This window comes from Streptomyces sp. MI02-7b (assembly GCF_033793585.1).
GTDB lineage: Bacteria > Actinomycetota > Actinomycetes > Streptomycetales > Streptomycetaceae > Actinacidiphila.
In genome coordinates this window covers 505421-519878 of the sequence record NZ_JARAWX010000002.1, presented here as the reverse complement: position 1 = coordinate 519878, position 14458 = coordinate 505421, and the positions used below count along the sequence as shown (strand labels likewise).

13 protein-coding genes are annotated in these 14458 nt (G+C 73.2%); 8 read left to right on the top strand and 5 right to left on the bottom strand.

Features of this window, described 5'->3' with window-relative positions:
• Window positions 1-191: 191 nt before the first annotated feature.
• Entirely contained in the window at window positions 192-962 is a 771-nt protein-coding gene (locus PV364_RS04580; protein ID WP_319658338.1) for a MerR family transcriptional regulator, read from the top strand.
• Between the two features lie 39 nt (window positions 963-1001).
• Here PV364_RS04580 and PV364_RS04575 read toward each other — a convergent pair whose 3' ends face one another.
• The 3 genes from PV364_RS04575 to PV364_RS04565 all read right to left on the bottom strand — a co-directional run bounded on the left by PV364_RS04575 (window position 1002) and on the right by PV364_RS04565 (window position 5646).
• The gene (locus PV364_RS04575; RefSeq protein WP_319658337.1) at window positions 1002-3185 is read right to left on the bottom strand and encodes a 3-hydroxyacyl-CoA dehydrogenase NAD-binding domain-containing protein; all 2184 of its coding nucleotides are present in this window, start codon (window positions 3183-3185) and stop codon (window positions 1002-1004) included.
• Window positions 3186-3222: 37 nt separating this feature from the next.
• A complete protein-coding gene (locus PV364_RS04570) occupies window positions 3223-4437 on the bottom strand; it encodes an acetyl-CoA C-acetyltransferase (protein ID WP_319658336.1) in 1215 nt (404 codons plus the stop codon).
• Window positions 4438-4512: 75 nt separating this feature from the next.
• Window positions 4513-5646 carry a CaiB/BaiF CoA-transferase family protein gene (locus PV364_RS04565; RefSeq protein ID WP_319658335.1) on the bottom strand — a complete coding sequence of 378 codons (1134 nt, stop codon included), beginning with the start codon at window positions 5644-5646 and terminating at the stop codon, window positions 4513-4515.
• Window positions 5647-5739: 93 nt separating this feature from the next.
• Here PV364_RS04565 and PV364_RS04560 point away from each other — a divergent pair, with 93 nt between their 5' ends.
• Window positions 5740-6627, top strand: a complete 888-nt coding sequence (locus PV364_RS04560; protein ID WP_319658334.1) for an amidohydrolase family protein — start codon at window positions 5740-5742, stop codon at window positions 6625-6627.
• Between the two features lie 41 nt (window positions 6628-6668).
• Here the strand turns inward: PV364_RS04560 and PV364_RS04555 are convergent, their stop codons facing one another.
• A complete protein-coding gene (locus PV364_RS04555) occupies window positions 6669-7142 on the bottom strand; it encodes a DUF427 domain-containing protein (RefSeq protein WP_319658333.1) in 474 nt (157 codons plus the stop codon).
• Between the two features lie 152 nt (window positions 7143-7294).
• Between PV364_RS04555 and PV364_RS04550 the strand changes: the two genes are divergently transcribed.
• The 3 genes from PV364_RS04550 to tgmB all read left to right on the top strand — a co-directional run bounded on the left by PV364_RS04550 (window position 7295) and on the right by tgmB (window position 10235).
• Window positions 7295-8818 (top strand): cryptochrome/photolyase family protein, encoded by a 1524-nt coding sequence (locus PV364_RS04550; RefSeq protein WP_319658332.1) that lies wholly within the window; start codon window positions 7295-7297, stop codon window positions 8816-8818.
• Window positions 8819-9088: 270 nt separating this feature from the next.
• Window positions 9089-9280: a putative ATP-grasp-modified RiPP gene (gene tgmA / locus PV364_RS04545; RefSeq protein ID WP_319658329.1), complete on the top strand. Its 192-nt coding sequence runs from the start codon at window positions 9089-9091 to the stop codon at window positions 9278-9280.
• A 22-nt stretch (window positions 9281-9302) separates the two neighbouring features.
• Window positions 9303-10235 (top strand): ATP-grasp ribosomal peptide maturase, encoded by a 933-nt coding sequence (gene tgmB / locus PV364_RS04540; RefSeq protein ID WP_319658328.1) that lies wholly within the window; start codon window positions 9303-9305, stop codon window positions 10233-10235.
• Window positions 10236-10273: 38 nt separating this feature from the next.
• On the opposite strand, the gene PV364_RS04535 is transcribed toward tgmB, so the two are convergent.
• Entirely contained in the window at window positions 10274-11497 is a 1224-nt protein-coding gene (locus PV364_RS04535) for a saccharopine dehydrogenase family protein (RefSeq protein ID WP_319658327.1), read from the bottom strand.
• A gap of 156 nt (window positions 11498-11653) precedes the next feature.
• Here PV364_RS04535 and PV364_RS04530 point away from each other — a divergent pair, with 156 nt between their 5' ends.
• From PV364_RS04530 to PV364_RS04520, 3 genes are all read left to right on the top strand, one after another.
• The gene (locus PV364_RS04530; protein ID WP_319658326.1) at window positions 11654-12373 is read left to right on the top strand and encodes a TetR/AcrR family transcriptional regulator; all 720 of its coding nucleotides are present in this window, start codon (window positions 11654-11656) and stop codon (window positions 12371-12373) included.
• Window positions 12374-12562: 189 nt separating this feature from the next.
• Window positions 12563-13219, top strand: a complete 657-nt coding sequence (locus PV364_RS04525; protein ID WP_319658325.1) for a response regulator transcription factor — start codon at window positions 12563-12565, stop codon at window positions 13217-13219.
• A complete protein-coding gene (locus PV364_RS04520; RefSeq protein WP_319658324.1) occupies window positions 13216-14382 on the top strand; it encodes a sensor histidine kinase in 1167 nt (388 codons plus the stop codon). Before PV364_RS04525 ends, PV364_RS04520 begins: the two co-directional genes overlap by 4 nt.
• Window positions 14383-14458 lie beyond the last annotated feature (76 nt).

The window sequence follows — 14458 nt, the reverse complement described above, 5'->3', positions numbered from 1 at the left end:
CCCCGACGGCCCGGCGTCCCAACGGCCGCGATCTGACGGCCCTTCCGGCCCCGCACACGCGCCCGTGCCCGCGCCCGCGCTGCCGCCCGCGAGGCGGGCCCTACGCTGCGGCAACGGCCGACGGCCACCCGGCCGACCGGTCATACTGGTGTCATGACCAGGGCGGCGAGCGAGAGAGCGAGATCCCGCGCATGACGCAGTCCCGCGCCGCGCGCCAGGAGGCGCCCGCGGTGGACGAACCGCGCCTGACGGTCGACGAGTTCGCGGCGCGCGCGGGGACCACCGTCCGCACGGTCCGCTTCTACAGCGCCAAGGGTCTGCTGCCGCCGCCCGAACTGGGCTCGCGCCGTGTCGGCCTCTACGGCCCGGACCATCTCGCGCGGCTGGCGCTGATCGAGGAACTGCAGCACCAGGGCCTCACCCTCGCCGCCATCGGCCGCTATCTCGACCAGCTGCCCGGCGACATCACCCCGCAGGACCTCGCCCTGCACCGGGCGCTGGTGGCCACCTGGATGCCGGACACCGCGGAGGAGGTCCCGCGCGCCCGGCTGGAGCAGCGGGCCGGACGCGAGCTGAGCGGCCACGACCTGGACCGGCTGGCCGCGATGGGGGTGCTGCACCCGACCGCCGACCCGGACGTCCTGCTGGTCAACCCGGCGATGCTGCACCTGGGGGTGCGGCTGCTGGACGTGCCGATCCCGCTGGAGACGGTGCTCGCCACCCGGGAGATCGTGCTCAAGCACGCCCGCGCGGTCGCGCACGAGCTGCACCGGCTCTTCCAGCGCGAGGTGTGGCAACCGTATGTGGCCGGGGAACCCGACCGGGAGGAGCGGGCGCGGATGCGCGGCCTCACCGAGGACCTGCAGCCGATGGTGGTGCAGGCCCTGGTCACCGCCTTCCAGCGGTCACTGGCGGAGGAACTGCGGGTCACGGCGGCCGGGCTGGGCACCGCCGAGGGGTGAGCCCCGGGGGCCGCGGACGCGGTCCCCGGGGCGTGCCGGTCAGCCGTCGGTGAAGGTCTCGCCGCGTTCGGCCTTGCGCACCAGCAGCTCCGGGGCCGCGAAGCGCTCGCCGTAGGCGGCCCGCAGCTCCTCGGCACGGGCGAGGAACCCGGCCGGACCGCCGGGGTAGCCGTTGATGTACTGCAGGACGCCGCCGGTCCAGGCGGGGAAGCCGATGCCGAGGATGGAGCCGATGTTGGCGTCGGCGACGGAGACGAGGACGTCCTCCTCCAGACAGCGCACCGAGTCCAGGGCCTCGACGAAGAGCATGCGCTCCTTCAGGTCCCCGAAGGGCACGTCCGCCGCCCCGGGCCGGGTGAAGTGCTCGCGCAGCCCGGGCCACAGGCCGGTCCGCTTGCCGTCGGCGTACTCGTAGAAGCCGGCGCCGCCGCTGCGTCCGGGGCGGTCGAACTCCTCGACCATGCGGTCGATGACGGCGTCGGCGGGGTGCGGCTGCCAGGTGCCGCCGGCCTCCTCCACCGCGCGCCGCGACTCGTTGCGGATCCTGCGGGGCAGGGTCAGCGTCAGCTCGTCCATCAGCGACAGGACCTTGGCCGGGTAGCCGGCCTGGGCGGCGGCCTGCTCGACGGTGGCGGGGTCGACGCCCTCGCCGACCATGGCGACGCCCTCGTTGATGAAGTGCCCGATGACGCGCGAGGTGAAGAAGCCGCGCGAGTCGTTGACGACGATGGGGGTCTTGCGGATCTGACGGACCAGGTCGAAGGCGCGGGCCAGTGCCTCGTCGCCGGTGCGGGCGCCCTTGATGATCTCCACCAGCGGCATCTTGTCGACCGGCGAGAAGAAGTGCAGGCCGATGAAGTCCTCGCGGCGCTGCACCCCTTCGGCGAGCAGGCTGATGGGCAGCGTGGAGGTGTTGGAGCACAGCAGGGCGTCGGGGGCGACGACGCCCTCGATCTCCTGGAAGACCTTGTGCTTCAGCGCCGGGTCCTCGAAGACCGCCTCGATGACGGCGTCGCAGCCCGCCAGGTCCTGCGGGTCGGCGGTGGGGTGGATCCGGGCGAGCAGTGCGTCGCGCTTCTCCGGGGTCGTACGGCCCTTGGCCAGGGCCCTGTCGAGGAGTCCGGCGGAGTACGCCTTGCCGCGCTCGGCGGCCTCGGCGGTGACGTCCTTGAGGACGACCTCGATGCCGGCCTTGGCGCAGGAGTGGGCGATGCCCGCGCCCATCATGCCGGCGCCGAGGACGGCCACCTTGGTGACGGTACGGGCCGGGACGTCCTTGGGGCGGCTGGCACCGGAGTTGACGGCCTGCATGTCGAAGAAGAACGCCTGGATCATGTTCTTCGCGATGGGACCGGTGACCAGCTCGGTGAAGTAGCGCGACTCGATGGTGAAGGCGGTGTCGATGTCGACCTGGGCGCTCTCCACGGCGGCGGCGAGGATGTTGCGCTGGGCCGGGTAGGGCGCGCCGGCGAGCTGCTTGCGCAGGTTGGCCGGGAAGGCGGGCAGGTTGGCGGCGAAGGCGGGGGTGCTGGGGGTGCCGCCGGGGATGCGGTAGCCCTTGGTGTCCCAGGGCTGCGCCGATTCGGGGTGGGCGTCGATGAAGGCCCGCGCCCTGGCGAGCATGTCGTCGCGGTCGGCGGCCACTTCGTGGATCAGTCCGCTCTCCAGGGCGCGCTTCGGGTCGTACTGCGTGCCCTGGAGAAGCACCTTCAGCAGCGCGTCGGTGATGCCGAGCAGCCGGACGGTGCGGACGACGCCGCCGGCGCCGGGGAGCAGGCCGAGCGTCGCCTCGGGCAGGCCGATCCTCGAGCCGGGCGCGTCGAGCGCGACCCGGTGGTGGCAGGCCAGCGCGATCTCGTAACCGCCGCCGAGCGCGGCGCCGTTGACGGCGGCGACGACGGGCTTGCCGAGGGTCTCGATGCGGCGCAGGTCGCGCTTGATCGCCAATCCGGCCGCGAAGATCCGGGGGGCGTCCTCGGGGCCGGCCTTGATCATGTCCTTGAGGTCGCCGCCCGCGAAGAAGGTCTTCTTGGCGGAGGTGACGACGACGCCGCGGACGCTGTCGCGTTCGGCCTCCAGCCGGTCGGCGACGGCCCGCAGGGACTCCCTGAAAGCCTGGTTCATGGTGTTCGCGGACTGGTTCGGATCGTCGAGGACCAGGGTGACGACGCCGGTCTCGTCCTGCTCCCAGCGGATGGTGGTGTTCGTCGGAAGAGCGGTCATGTTCGGTCGGCTCCGTTGCGGGGTGCGGGACAGGAGGTCAGAGGCGTTCGACGACGGTGGCGATGCCCATACCGCCACCGACGCACAGCGTGGCGAGTCCGTACCGCTGGTCGCGGCGCTCCAGTTCGTCGATCAGGGTGCCCAGGATCATGGCGCCGGTGGCGCCGAGCGGGTGGCCGAGCGCGATGGCGCCACCGTTGACGTTGACCTTGTCGTGGCTCAGCCCCATCTCCCGCATGTAGCGCAGGACGACGGCGGCGAAGGCCTCGTTGATCTCGACGAGGTCGATGTCGTCGATGGTGAGCCCGGCCTTGGCGAGCGCCTTGCGGCTGGCGGGGGCCGGGCCGGTGAGCATGATGGTCGGGTCGGCGCCGGAGACGGCGGCGGAGACGATACGGGCACGTGGCGTCAGTCCGAAGCGCTCGCCGGTCTCCCGGTTGCCGATGGCGACCAGGGCAGCGCCGTCGACGATGCCGGAGGAGTTGCCCGCGTGGTGCACGTGGTCGATCCTCTCGACCCAGTGGTACTTCTGCAGGGCGACGGCGTCAAAGCCGCCGGCCTCGCCGATCGTGGCGAAGGACGGCTTGAGGCCGGCCAGGCTCTCGGCGGTGGTTCCGGGGCGGATGTGCTCGTCGCGGTCGAGGACGACCAGCCCGTTGCGGTCCAGGACGGGGACCACCGAGCGGTCGAAGCGGCCCTCCTTCCACGCCTCGGTGGCCCGCGCCTGGGACTCGGCGGCGTAGCTGTCCACGTCGTGGCGGCTGAGGCCCTCGATGGTGGCGATCAGGTCGGCGCCGACGCCCTGGGGGACGAAGCCGGTGGTGTAGCTGGTCATCGGGTCCATCGCCCAGGCGCCGCCGTCGGAGCCCATGGGGACGCGGGACATGGACTCCACGCCGCCGGCCAGCACCAGGTCCTCCCAGCCGGAGCGGATCTTGGCGGCGGCCATGTTGACGGCCTCCAGACCGGAGGCGCAGAAGCGGTTCTCCTGGACGCCCGCCACGGTCTCGGGCAGACCGGCGAGGATCGCCGCGGTCTTGGCGATGTCGGAGCCCTGGTCGCCGAGCGGCGTCACGACGCCGAGGACGACGTCGTCGATCGCGGCCGGGTCGAGACCGGGCAGGCGGCGCCGCAGCTCGTCGATGAGCCCGGTGACCAGGTCGACGGGCTTGGTGCCGTGCAGGGAGCCGTTGGCCTTCCCGCGCCCGCGCGGGGTGCGGATGGCCTCGTAGACGTAGGCGTCGGTGCTCAACGTCGGATGCCTTTCGGTGAGGGAGGTGGGGAGCCGGGCGGGGTCGGGGCCCGCCTTCCGGGAGGGACGTCGCGGTCAGGGCCGGGTGCGCCGGCCCGCCTCGGGGGCGAGCGCCGGGACGTCCCAGTCGCGGGCGACCTCGGCGGTGTGGGCGCCGGGCCGGGCAGGGGGCCGGCGCAGGCTCGCGGGGGTGGCGGAGAAACGGGGGGCCGGCGCGGGCTGCGTGATGCCGCCGGTCGTGACGAAGGTGGCGCGGGCGGCCAGGTGGGCGTGGCCGGCCGCCTCGTACAACGACAGTACCGGCGCGACGCAGGCGTCGCTGCCCTCGAACACCTCGGTCCACTCCTTGCGGGTCCGCGCGGCGAAGCGTTCGGCGATCAGCGACCGCAGTTCGTCCCAGCGGGTGAGGTCGCCGCGGTCGGGCGCGTCGTCCGGCAGCCCCAGTCGCCGGGCGAACTCCTCGTAGAAGGCGGGTTCCAGGGCGCCGACCGCCATCCAGCCGCCGTCGGCGGTCGCGTAGACCGCGTAGTACGGGCAGCCGCCGTCCAGCAGGTTGGCGGCGCGGCGGTCCTGCCAGGCGCCGGCGGCGAGCATGCCCCGGATCATCGCGCCGAGGTGGGCGACGCCGTCCACGATGGCGGCGTCCACGACCTGTCCCGCGCCGGTGGCGCGGGCGTGGTGGAGCGCCGCCAGCACGCCGGTCACCAGGTAGAGGGAGCCGCCGGCGTAGTCGCCGAGCAGGTTGGCGGGGACCGCGGGCGGGCCGTCGGCGGGCCCGATCATGCCGAGGGCGCCGGCGATGGCGATGTAGCCGATGTCGTGGCCGGCGCTCGGGGCCAGCGGGCCGTCCTGGCCCCAGCCGGTCATCCGGCCGTAGACGAGGCGCGGGTTGCGGGCACGGCAGTCGGCCGGGCCGACGCCGAGGCGTTCGGCGACGCCGGGGCGGTAGGCCTCCAGCAGGATGTCGGCCCGCTCGGCGAGGTCGAGGACGAGCGCGGCACCGCCCGCGTCCTTGAGGTCGACGACGACCGAGCGCTTGTTGCGGTTGGTGACGTCGTGGTCCGGGTCCACGCCCAGCGCAGGGCCGCCGGGCCGGTCCACGCGGACGACGTCGGCGCCGAGGTCCGCGAGGAGCATGGCGGCGAAGGGCGCCGGTCCGATCCCGGCGAGCTCCACGACGCGCACCCCTGTGAGCGGGCCGTCGGCCATCGTTCCTCCGGCCTCTTCGGCGGGACATGACAGTAATGGTGTAACACTGATGATGCTATGGAGACCCGGAGCGGGTGACAAGGGGTGACCGACGTGGCACGGCCGGATGACGACGTACGGGTGAAGGACCTCTGGCGGGAGCTGGGGCTGCCGGGGATCGTGGACGTCCACACACACTTCATGCCCGAACGCGTGCTGGCCAAGGTGTGGGCGTACTTCGACGGCGTGGGCCCGCTGACCGGCCGCCCCTGGCCCATCGCGTACCGGGAGGACGAGCAGGAGCGCGTCGCCGCGCTGCGCTCGTTCGGCGTCCGGGCCTTCACCTCGATGCTCTACCCGCACAAGCCGGCCATGGCCGGCTGGCTCAACGCCTGGGCCGCGGACTTCGCCGCGCGCACGCCGGACTGCCTGCGCACCGCCACCTTCTTCCCGGAGCCGGAGGCCGCGGACTATGTGCGGCAGGCGGTGGAGTCCGGCGCCAGGGTCTTCAAGTGCCATGTCCAGGTGGGCGGGTTCGACCCCAACGACCCGCTGCTGGACGAGGTGTGGGGGCTGCTCGCCGAGGCCGGCGTCCCCGTCGTCACGCACTGCGGGTCGGGCCCGGTGCCCGGCCCGCACACCGGACCGGAGCCGGTCCGCCGGCTGCTGGCCCGGCACCCCCGGCTGCGCCTGGTCGTCGCCCACATGGGTATGCCCGAGTACGGGGACTTCCTCGGCCTGGCGGCCCGTCACCCCGGGGTGCACCTCGACACGACGATGGCCTTCACCGACTTCGCCGAGGCCGACGCCCCGTTCCCGGCCGGCCTGCGCGGGCGGCTGGCGGACCTCGGCGACCGTGTCCTGTTCGGCAGCGACTTCCCCAACATCCCGTACTCCTACCTGGAGGCCGTCGAGGCGGTGACCCGGCTGGGGCTCGGCGACGCCTGGGTACGCGGCGTGCTGCACGACAACGCGGCCGGGCTGTTCGGGCTGGAGCGCTGAGCGGCGCGCGCTTGCGGCATGCCGCGCACCGCCGTGCCGGGTCACCAGCCGGCCGTTCCCGCGGCGCCCTTGAAGGGGCCGGTGACGCGCGAGGTGATCCAGCCGCCGTAGAAGCCGCCGGGCTGCGCCACGACCGTCTCGCCGTCCACCAGGCAGCGGTCCACGCGGGAGGGGTGGAAGGCGACGAAACCCGCGATCGCCTCGTAGCCGGGGAGCGGGCGCGGATAGCTCCAGGCGGCTTCACGGGAGATCCGGCCGCCCGCCACGAGGTCCCAGTAGGCGGCCTGCCCCTTCCATTCGCACAGCGTGCGCCGGGCGGAGGGCCGCAGCAGCCCCGCGGGCACCGCGTCCGGCGGGAGGTAGTAGACCGGAGGGTGGCTGGTCTCCAGTACGCGGAACGCGGACCGGGTGTCGGCCACCACGCGGCCCGCGTACTCGACGCGCACATGCTCCGCGACGGGCTCGACGGCCGGCGGTCGCGGGTACTCCCAGACGGACTCCTTCGGCGCGGACACGGCACCCTCCTCGTTCGGGTCGGTCCCCCGGTCCCTCCCCTCCGTTGTACTCCCGGGCACACGTTCGGGCGGTGCGGCGCGCGGCCGGCGGGCCGTCCGGTACACCATGGTTTGTTCCGGTATTCAGGCCACCCTCCGGGAGCGCACCGCCGATGACGCCCCGCACGCCCCGCACGCACTGGCTGTTCGGCGACCAGTTGGGCCCGCACTTCCTCGACCCCGCCGACGGCGGACCCGATCCCGGCGCGCCCGTGGTGATGATCGAGGCCCGCTCGGTTCTCGCGCGCCGCCGCTTCCACCGGGCGAAGGCGCATCTGGTGCTCTCGGCGATGCGCCACCGCGCGGCGGAGCTCGGCGACCGGGTCCACTACGTACGGGCCGAGACCTATGCCGAAGGACTGCGCAAGGCGGTCGGAAGGGGACCGGTGACCGTCTGCCGTCCGACCTCACGCGCCGCGCTCGGCCTGGTGACGGCACTGGACGGGGTCGAGGTGCTGCCCGACCGCGGCTTCCTGGTGCCGGCCGCCGACTTCACCGCCTGGGTGGACGGCCGGGAGGGCGGGCGGCTGCGGCTCGAGGACTTCTACCGCTGGGTACGCCGCTCCCACGACCTGCTCATGGACGGCGACCAGCCGGTGGGCGGCCGCTGGAACCTGGACCACGACAACCGGGAACCCCCGCCGCGCGACCGCCGCGGCGGCACGCTCGGCGTCCCGGAGCCGTGGCAGCCCAGCGAGGACGCCGTCGATGACGAGGTGCGGCACGACCTGGACCGCTGGGAGCGCGACGGCGCGGTCCGCTTCGTCGGCCGCGACGGGCCGCGGCGTTTCGCCGCCACCCGCCGGGAGGCCCTGGCCGCGCTGCGCCGCTTCACCACCCACCGCCTGCCGGAGTTCGGCCGCCACGAGGACGCGATGCTGGCCGGTGATCCGGTCATGAGCCACAGTCTGCTCTCGGTGCCGCTCAACCTGGGACTGATCCACCCCGCCGAGTGCCTGGAGCGGGCCGAGCGGGCTCTGCGGTCCGGGCAGGCGCCGCTGAACAGCGTGGAGGGCTTCGTCCGGCAGATCGCGGGCTGGCGGGAGTACGTCTGGCACCTGTACTGGCACTTCGGCCCGGACTACCGGCACCGCAACGCGCTGCACCACCGCACCCCGCTGCCGGACTGGTTCCTCGACCTCGACGCGGACGCCGTGCGGGCCCGCTGCCTGGCGACGGTGCTGGCCCAGGTCCGGGACACCGGCTGGACGCACCACATCCCTCGGCTGATGGTGCTGGGCAGCCACGCGTTGCAGCGCGGCTGGGACCCGGAGGCGCTGACCGACTGGTTCCACCGCTGCTTCGTCGACGGCTACGACTGGGTCATGACTCCGAATGTGACCGGCATGTCACAGTTCGCGGACGGCGGCCTGATGACGACCAAGCCGTACACCTCCGGCGGCGCCTACATCCACCGCATGAGCGACCTGTGCGACGGCTGCGTCTACCGCCCCGCCGAGCGGACCGGGGAGCGCGCCTGCCCGTACACCACCGGCTACTGGTCCTTCCTGCACAGGCATCGCGCCCGGCTGGCCTCAAACCACCGCATGACCAGGGCAGTTCAGGGACTGGACCGGCTCGGCGACCTCCCCGACGTGCTGGCGCACGAGGCCGGGCGAGGCGACGGGCCTCCGTGACGCATCCCACGCCGGGCCGGTGTGTGGCGGTGCGCAATCTTCGCCGCGCAGCGGGTATCCGAAGGGTGTTGCGCCATGGCGCCACCTACCCACCAGAGTTGAAATATCACGGAGAGTAGCGAACTCGATGCACTCCAGGCACGTATAGTTACCTGCGTCACACCGGTAACAGGGAACGGTTCGGACTCCCGAGCGAGTCTCATACGTAGAGCCGCAGTTGGGCGCAGGGCCCGGAACCCGCCCGGCCCGGAGTGACAGTGAGGAGAAGCCATGCGACCGTTCGCGCTGATTCATGCCCGGCCGGCTACACCGGAAACGTTCACCCCCAACTACACCTACGACTCCGCACGCCAGTTGAACGTCCTGCCCGACGGACGCCCCGTCATCAGCGACCACGGGCTGCTGCTCGCGACCGGCGCCACCGTCTCCACCGCGGGGTCCAAGACGCACTTCGACGACTGACCGCGCCTGCCACCCGCCGCCCATGACCGTCCTGATCCTCACCTCCCCCGAGGACGTGACAGCCGACCTCGTGGTCGCCGCGCTGCACGACCGCGGGGCTCCTGTCGTGCGCCTGGACCCCGCCGATCTGCCCGGCGAGGTGTCCATGTCGGCCGAGTACGTACGCGGCGACGTGCACGGCTATCTGTCGGTCCAGGAGCGCATGGTCAGCATGGGCAGCGTGCGCTCCATCTGGATCCGCCGACCCGGCACACCCGGCTCCGGGGCCGTCGAGCAGTCCGAGTGGCTGTCCGCGGAGGCCGGACGGGCGCTGTACGGGGCCCTGCGCTGCGTGCGGGCGCGATGGATGAACCATCCCTCCGCCGCGGAGCAGGCCCGTTACAAGCCCTGGCAGTTGTTCACCGCCCACCACGCGGGGTTCGCGGTGCCGGCCACGCTGATCACCACTTTCCCGCAGGCGGCACGGGAGTTCGCCGAGCAGCATCCGCAACTGGTGGTCAAGTCCGTGTCCGGCACCCACCCGGGCAATCCGCCGATGGCCCTGCCGACCACCCTGGTCGCCCCCGACGCCGACTTCTCCGCGGTCGCGGCGGGCCCCACGCTGTTGCAGGAGTACGTCCGCAAGACCGCCGACATCCGGCTGACCTGCGTGGGGACCCGGCTGTTCACCGCCCGCAAGAAGTCCGGCCCCGACCAGGTCGACGGGCGCTTCGGCAGCCCGGACGACGCGCAGTGGGAACCCGTCGAGGCACCCGCCCGGATCGCCCGCGCGGTACGCGCGTACATGGAGGCCGCCGCACTGGCGTACGGCGCCTTCGACTTCGCCGAGGGCGACGACGGCACCTGGTGGTTCCTGGAGTGCAACCAGGGCGGCCAGTTCGGCTTCGTCGAGCTGGCGACCGGGCAGCCGATAACGGACGCGATAGCGGGCTGGCTGGCGTCCGAGGCGGACTGACGGCGGCGCCCGCCCGACAGGCCGTCAGGCATCAGTCGTCAGGACTCGCGGATGCCCCAGGGCGAGCCGTAGGCGGTCAGCAGGTCCAGGAAGGGGCGCGCCGCGAAGGCCTCGGGCCCGAGCACCCCGGCACCGGTCCAGGCACCGGAGGCCATCAACTCCAGTGCCACCACAGGGTTGACGGCGGTCTGCCAGACGACCGCCTGGGAGCCGTACTCGCGCATCGACCACTGGTTGTCGACCACGTGGTAGAGGTACACCTCGCGCGGCCGGCCGTCCCGCGTCCCCTTCACCCACGTCCCCGCGCAGGTCTTGCCGTGCATGCGCTCCCCCAGCGCGGCCGGATCGGGCAGGCAGGCGGCCACCACGTCGCGGGGGCTGACCCGGACCGGGCCGTCCTGGCCCGCGACCGTGACCGGCCCGGTGCGGTCCAGACCCAGTTGGTGCAGCGTCCTGAGGGTGCCGATGAACTCCTCCCCCAGCCCGTACTTGAACGTCACCCGCCGGGCGTCGACCCAGCGTGGCATCAGCAGCACCTCCTCGTGCTCGACGTTCACGCAACTGACGGGGCCGATGCCCTCGGGGAAGTCGAAGACCTCCGGCTCGCTGAACGGGGCCGTGGTGAACCAGCCGCGGTCCTGCTCATAGACGACGGGAGGGTTCAGGCACTCCTCGATCGTGGTCCAGATGCTGAACGAGGGCGCGAAGTCGTAGCCGTCGACGGTGAGGTTCGCGCCGTCGCGCACCCCGAGTTCGTCGATCGTGTCGAAGAGCTCGTCGGCCGCGTGGCGGGCGAAGACGTCCGACAGCCCCGGCTCGACACCCATGCCGACCAGCGCCAGCCGCCCGGCCTTCTGCCACTCGGCGGCGCGCGCGAACTGGGCGTCGCCGAGCTTGACACCGCACTCCTCGTACGGGCGCTCCGGATGCGGGCGGGACAGCGACATCGCCATGTCGAGGTAGTCGGCGCCGGCCGCCAGCGCCGCGCCGAACAGCGGCATCACGAACCGCGGGTCGGTGGCGTTGAGCAGCACGTCGCAGCGGTGGGCGGCGAGCAGCGCGGTGACGGCGGCCTCGTCGGACGCGTCGACCCGGGCGGCGGTGAACCGGGCGTCGCCGGCGGCGGACACGGCGGCGACCGCTGCCTCCGCGCGCGCCGGGTCGTGGTCGGCGACCACCATCGCCTCGAAGAACTCCCGCCGCGCCGCGATCCGGGTGATCGCGGTGCCCACGCCGCCGGCTCCCACTAGCAGTACTCGCATGGCTGACCAGTCTCCGTTTCCGAGGCGGTGCCCCCCTCCGGCAGGGGTGACCCGATGGCCCGATCGAACGCCCCGCCCGCACCTACGGTCAATGGTGTTGGCATAAGCTTCGAGGAGCGCGCGTGCCTGCGTGCGTGAGGGTGCGAGGAGGCGGCCGTGCCGAAGAAGGTGGTACCCGAGGCGGCCCGCAGGCGCCGCCGCCCGACCCGCGGCGGAGCCGTCCTGTCGCACCGCCTCATCGTGGACACCGCGCTGCGCATGCTGCGCGAGCACGGCAGCGCGGGGCTGTCCGCGCGGCGGCTCGGCGCCGCGCTCGGCGCGGACCCCAGCGCCCTCTACCGCTACTTCCGGGGCATGGACGACCTGATCCTGGCCATCGCCGACGACCTCATGGGCCGCGCCGTCGACGGCTGGCAGGGCACCGGCGCCTGGCGCGCCGACCTGCGCGACCTGGGCCTGCGCGTCCACTCCGCCTACCAGGCCCACCCCCAGGCGGCGGTCCTGACCGCCGGCCGCGTCTCGGGCCGCCCCCATGAGACCGCCGCGGACGAGACCATCCTCGGCATCCTCCGCACGGCCGGGTTCCCCGACCCCGACGCGGTCGCCGTCTACCAGGCCTTCATCGACCAGGCCCTCGCCTTCGCCGCGCTCGACGCGGCCACCCTCGCCCTCCCCGCGGCCGCCCGCGAGGCCGACCACGCCGTGTGGGGCGCGACCTACGCCCGGCTCCCCGCCCGCACCCACCCGAACATCGCCGCCACCGCCGGCCTGCTGGTCGCCCGCATGAACCGCAGCGCCTACCCCACCGCGCTGGAGATGCTCCTCGACAGCGCCGAGGGCCGCCTGACCCGGGCCCGAGCCGCCGCGGCGACGTGAGCGGGACACGGGTCGGGGAAACCGCGCCCGGAGGCCGGCAGCGGACGACGCGCCGGGTCGCGAGATCCGTCGGTCGGACCACGGTGTGCCCGGCGCACCCGAAAGCCGGTCCGCCGGCGTACTCACGGCCGGTTCACCTGGTCTCCGCATACTGGAGGGTCCGGGAAGCCGACGGAAGAGGGTCGTGGCGTGCGCGTGCTGGTGGTCGAGGACGAGGAACTGCTCGCCGACGCGATAGCCGAGGGGCTGCGGCAGGAGGCGTTCGCGGTGGACGTCGTCCACGACGGGGAGGCGGCGCTGGAACGGCTGGGGGTCAACGAGTACGACGTGATGGTGCTCGACCGGGACCTGCCGCGGGTGCACGGGGACGAGGTCTGCCGGCGCACGGCCGCCTCCGGTGCGGACGTACGGATGCTGATGCTGACGGTGTCGACCACGGTGGCCGAACGCGTGGCGGGGCTGAGCCTCGGGGCGGACGACTACCTGGCCAAGCCGTTCGCCTTCGCCGAACTCGTCGCGCGGATCCGGGCGCTCGGCCGGCGGGTGCGGACGGCGACGCCGCCCGTCCTGGAGCGGGCGGGCATCCGGCTGGACCCGCATCTGCGCGAGACCTACCGGGACGGCCGGTACGTGGCGCTGTCGCGGAAGGAGTTCGCGGTGCTGGAGGAGCTGCTGCGGGCGCGGGGCGGCCCGGTGTCGGCCGAGGAGCTGCTGGAGCGGGTCTGGGACGAGAACATCGACCCCTTCACGACCATCGTGCGGGTCACGATCCGCGGGCTGCGCCGCAAGCTCGGCGATCCGGGCGTCGTGGAGACCGTCACGGGAGTGGGGTACCGGATCCGATGAGTGCCGCATCCCGCCCGACCTCCCGCCGCCCGTCCGGCCGCGCCTGGCGCGGCAGCCTGCGCGTCCAGCTCACCCTGGTCTTCGGTGTGCTGTTCTTCGTCGCCGGCGGTGCCGTGCTGGCGGGGTCCTTGATCCTGGTCCGCAACAGCATGCGTTTCAGTCTGGACCTCGCCTTCAGCCCGAAGGTCTTCCCGGGGTCGGAGGTGACGAAGACGCTGATCGTGGAGTCGATGCAGTCGAATCTGCTGGCCAAGGGCGGGCTGACGGTGCTGGCGGTGGGCCTGCTGGCGACGACCGCGGGCTGGCTGGCCGCGGGCCGGCTGCTGCGGCCGCTGAACCGGATCACGTCCACCGCCGAGCGCATCGCCGGGCGGACCCTGCACCGCAGGATCGCTCTGGACCTGCCCTCGGGCGAGGTGAAGCGGCTCGCCGACTCCTTCGACCGGATGCTGGACCGCCTGGACGGTGCCTTCGCGGGGCAGGAACGATTCATCGCCAATGCCGCGCACGAGCTGAAGACCCCGCTGGTGATCAACCGCACCCTGGTCGAGGTGGCGATGAACCGACCCGGCGCCACCGAGGACCTGGTGCGGCTCGGCGAGAATCTGCTGGCCGTCAACGCCCGCCACGAGCGGCTGATCGACGCCCTGCTCACGCTGGCCCGCGCCGAGGACGAACTCACCGACCGGGTGGCGCTGGACCTCGCGGACGTCGGCCGCACCGTGCTGACCGCGGCCGCGCCCGAGGCCGAACGGGCCGGTGTGCGGCTGGAGTCCGACCTGGACCCGGCGCCCGTGGTCGGCGACCCCATCCTGCTGGAACAGCTGGTGCGCAATCTCGTCGACAACGCCGTCCGTCACAACGCGCGCGGCGGCCTCGTACGGATCACCTCCACCGACCTGCCGGCCGGCCCGCGCATCGTCGTCGGCAACACCGGGGCCGTGATCTCCCCGCACGAGATCCCGGTGCTGTTCGAGCCGTTCCGCCGGCTCACCGACCGGGTCGGCTCGGCGCGCGGCAGCGGCCTCGGCCTGTCGATCGTGCGGGCCGTGGCACAGGCGCACGGCGGTGACGTGACCGCCGAGCCGCGGGCCGGCGGCGGCCTGACCGTGACCGTCGCGCTGCCCTCCCAGCATGGCCACGGCGGTGTGAGGGGGGCGTGAGCTCCGGCGCTCACCGCCGATTCACCCGCCGGAGTGTGGAGTGCGGTGCATGAAGCACAGTCCGACAGATGATCGA

Excerpts from the sequence above, each read along its gene's own strand:
- tgmB (WP_319658328.1), top strand. The coding sequence starts at position 9,303 with ATGACCGTCCTGATCCTCACCTCCCCCGAGGACGTGACAGCCGACCTC.
- PV364_RS04550 (WP_319658332.1), top strand. The coding sequence starts at position 7,295 with ATGACGCCCCGCACGCCCCGCACGCACTGGCTGTTCGGCGACCAGTTG.
- PV364_RS04565 (WP_319658335.1), bottom strand. The coding sequence starts at position 5,646 with ATGGCCGACGGCCCGCTCACAGGGGTGCGCGTCGTGGAGCTCGCCGGG.
- PV364_RS04520 (WP_319658324.1), top strand. The coding sequence starts at position 13,216 with ATGAGTGCCGCATCCCGCCCGACCTCCCGCCGCCCGTCCGGCCGCGCC.
- PV364_RS04575 (WP_319658337.1), bottom strand. The coding sequence starts at position 3,185 with ATGACCGCTCTTCCGACGAACACCACCATCCGCTGGGAGCAGGACGAG.
- PV364_RS04535 (WP_319658327.1), bottom strand. The coding sequence starts at position 11,497 with ATGCGAGTACTGCTAGTGGGAGCCGGCGGCGTGGGCACCGCGATCACC.
- tgmA (WP_319658329.1), top strand. The coding sequence starts at position 9,089 with ATGCGACCGTTCGCGCTGATTCATGCCCGGCCGGCTACACCGGAAACG.
- PV364_RS04580 (WP_319658338.1), top strand. The coding sequence starts at position 192 with ATGACGCAGTCCCGCGCCGCGCGCCAGGAGGCGCCCGCGGTGGACGAA.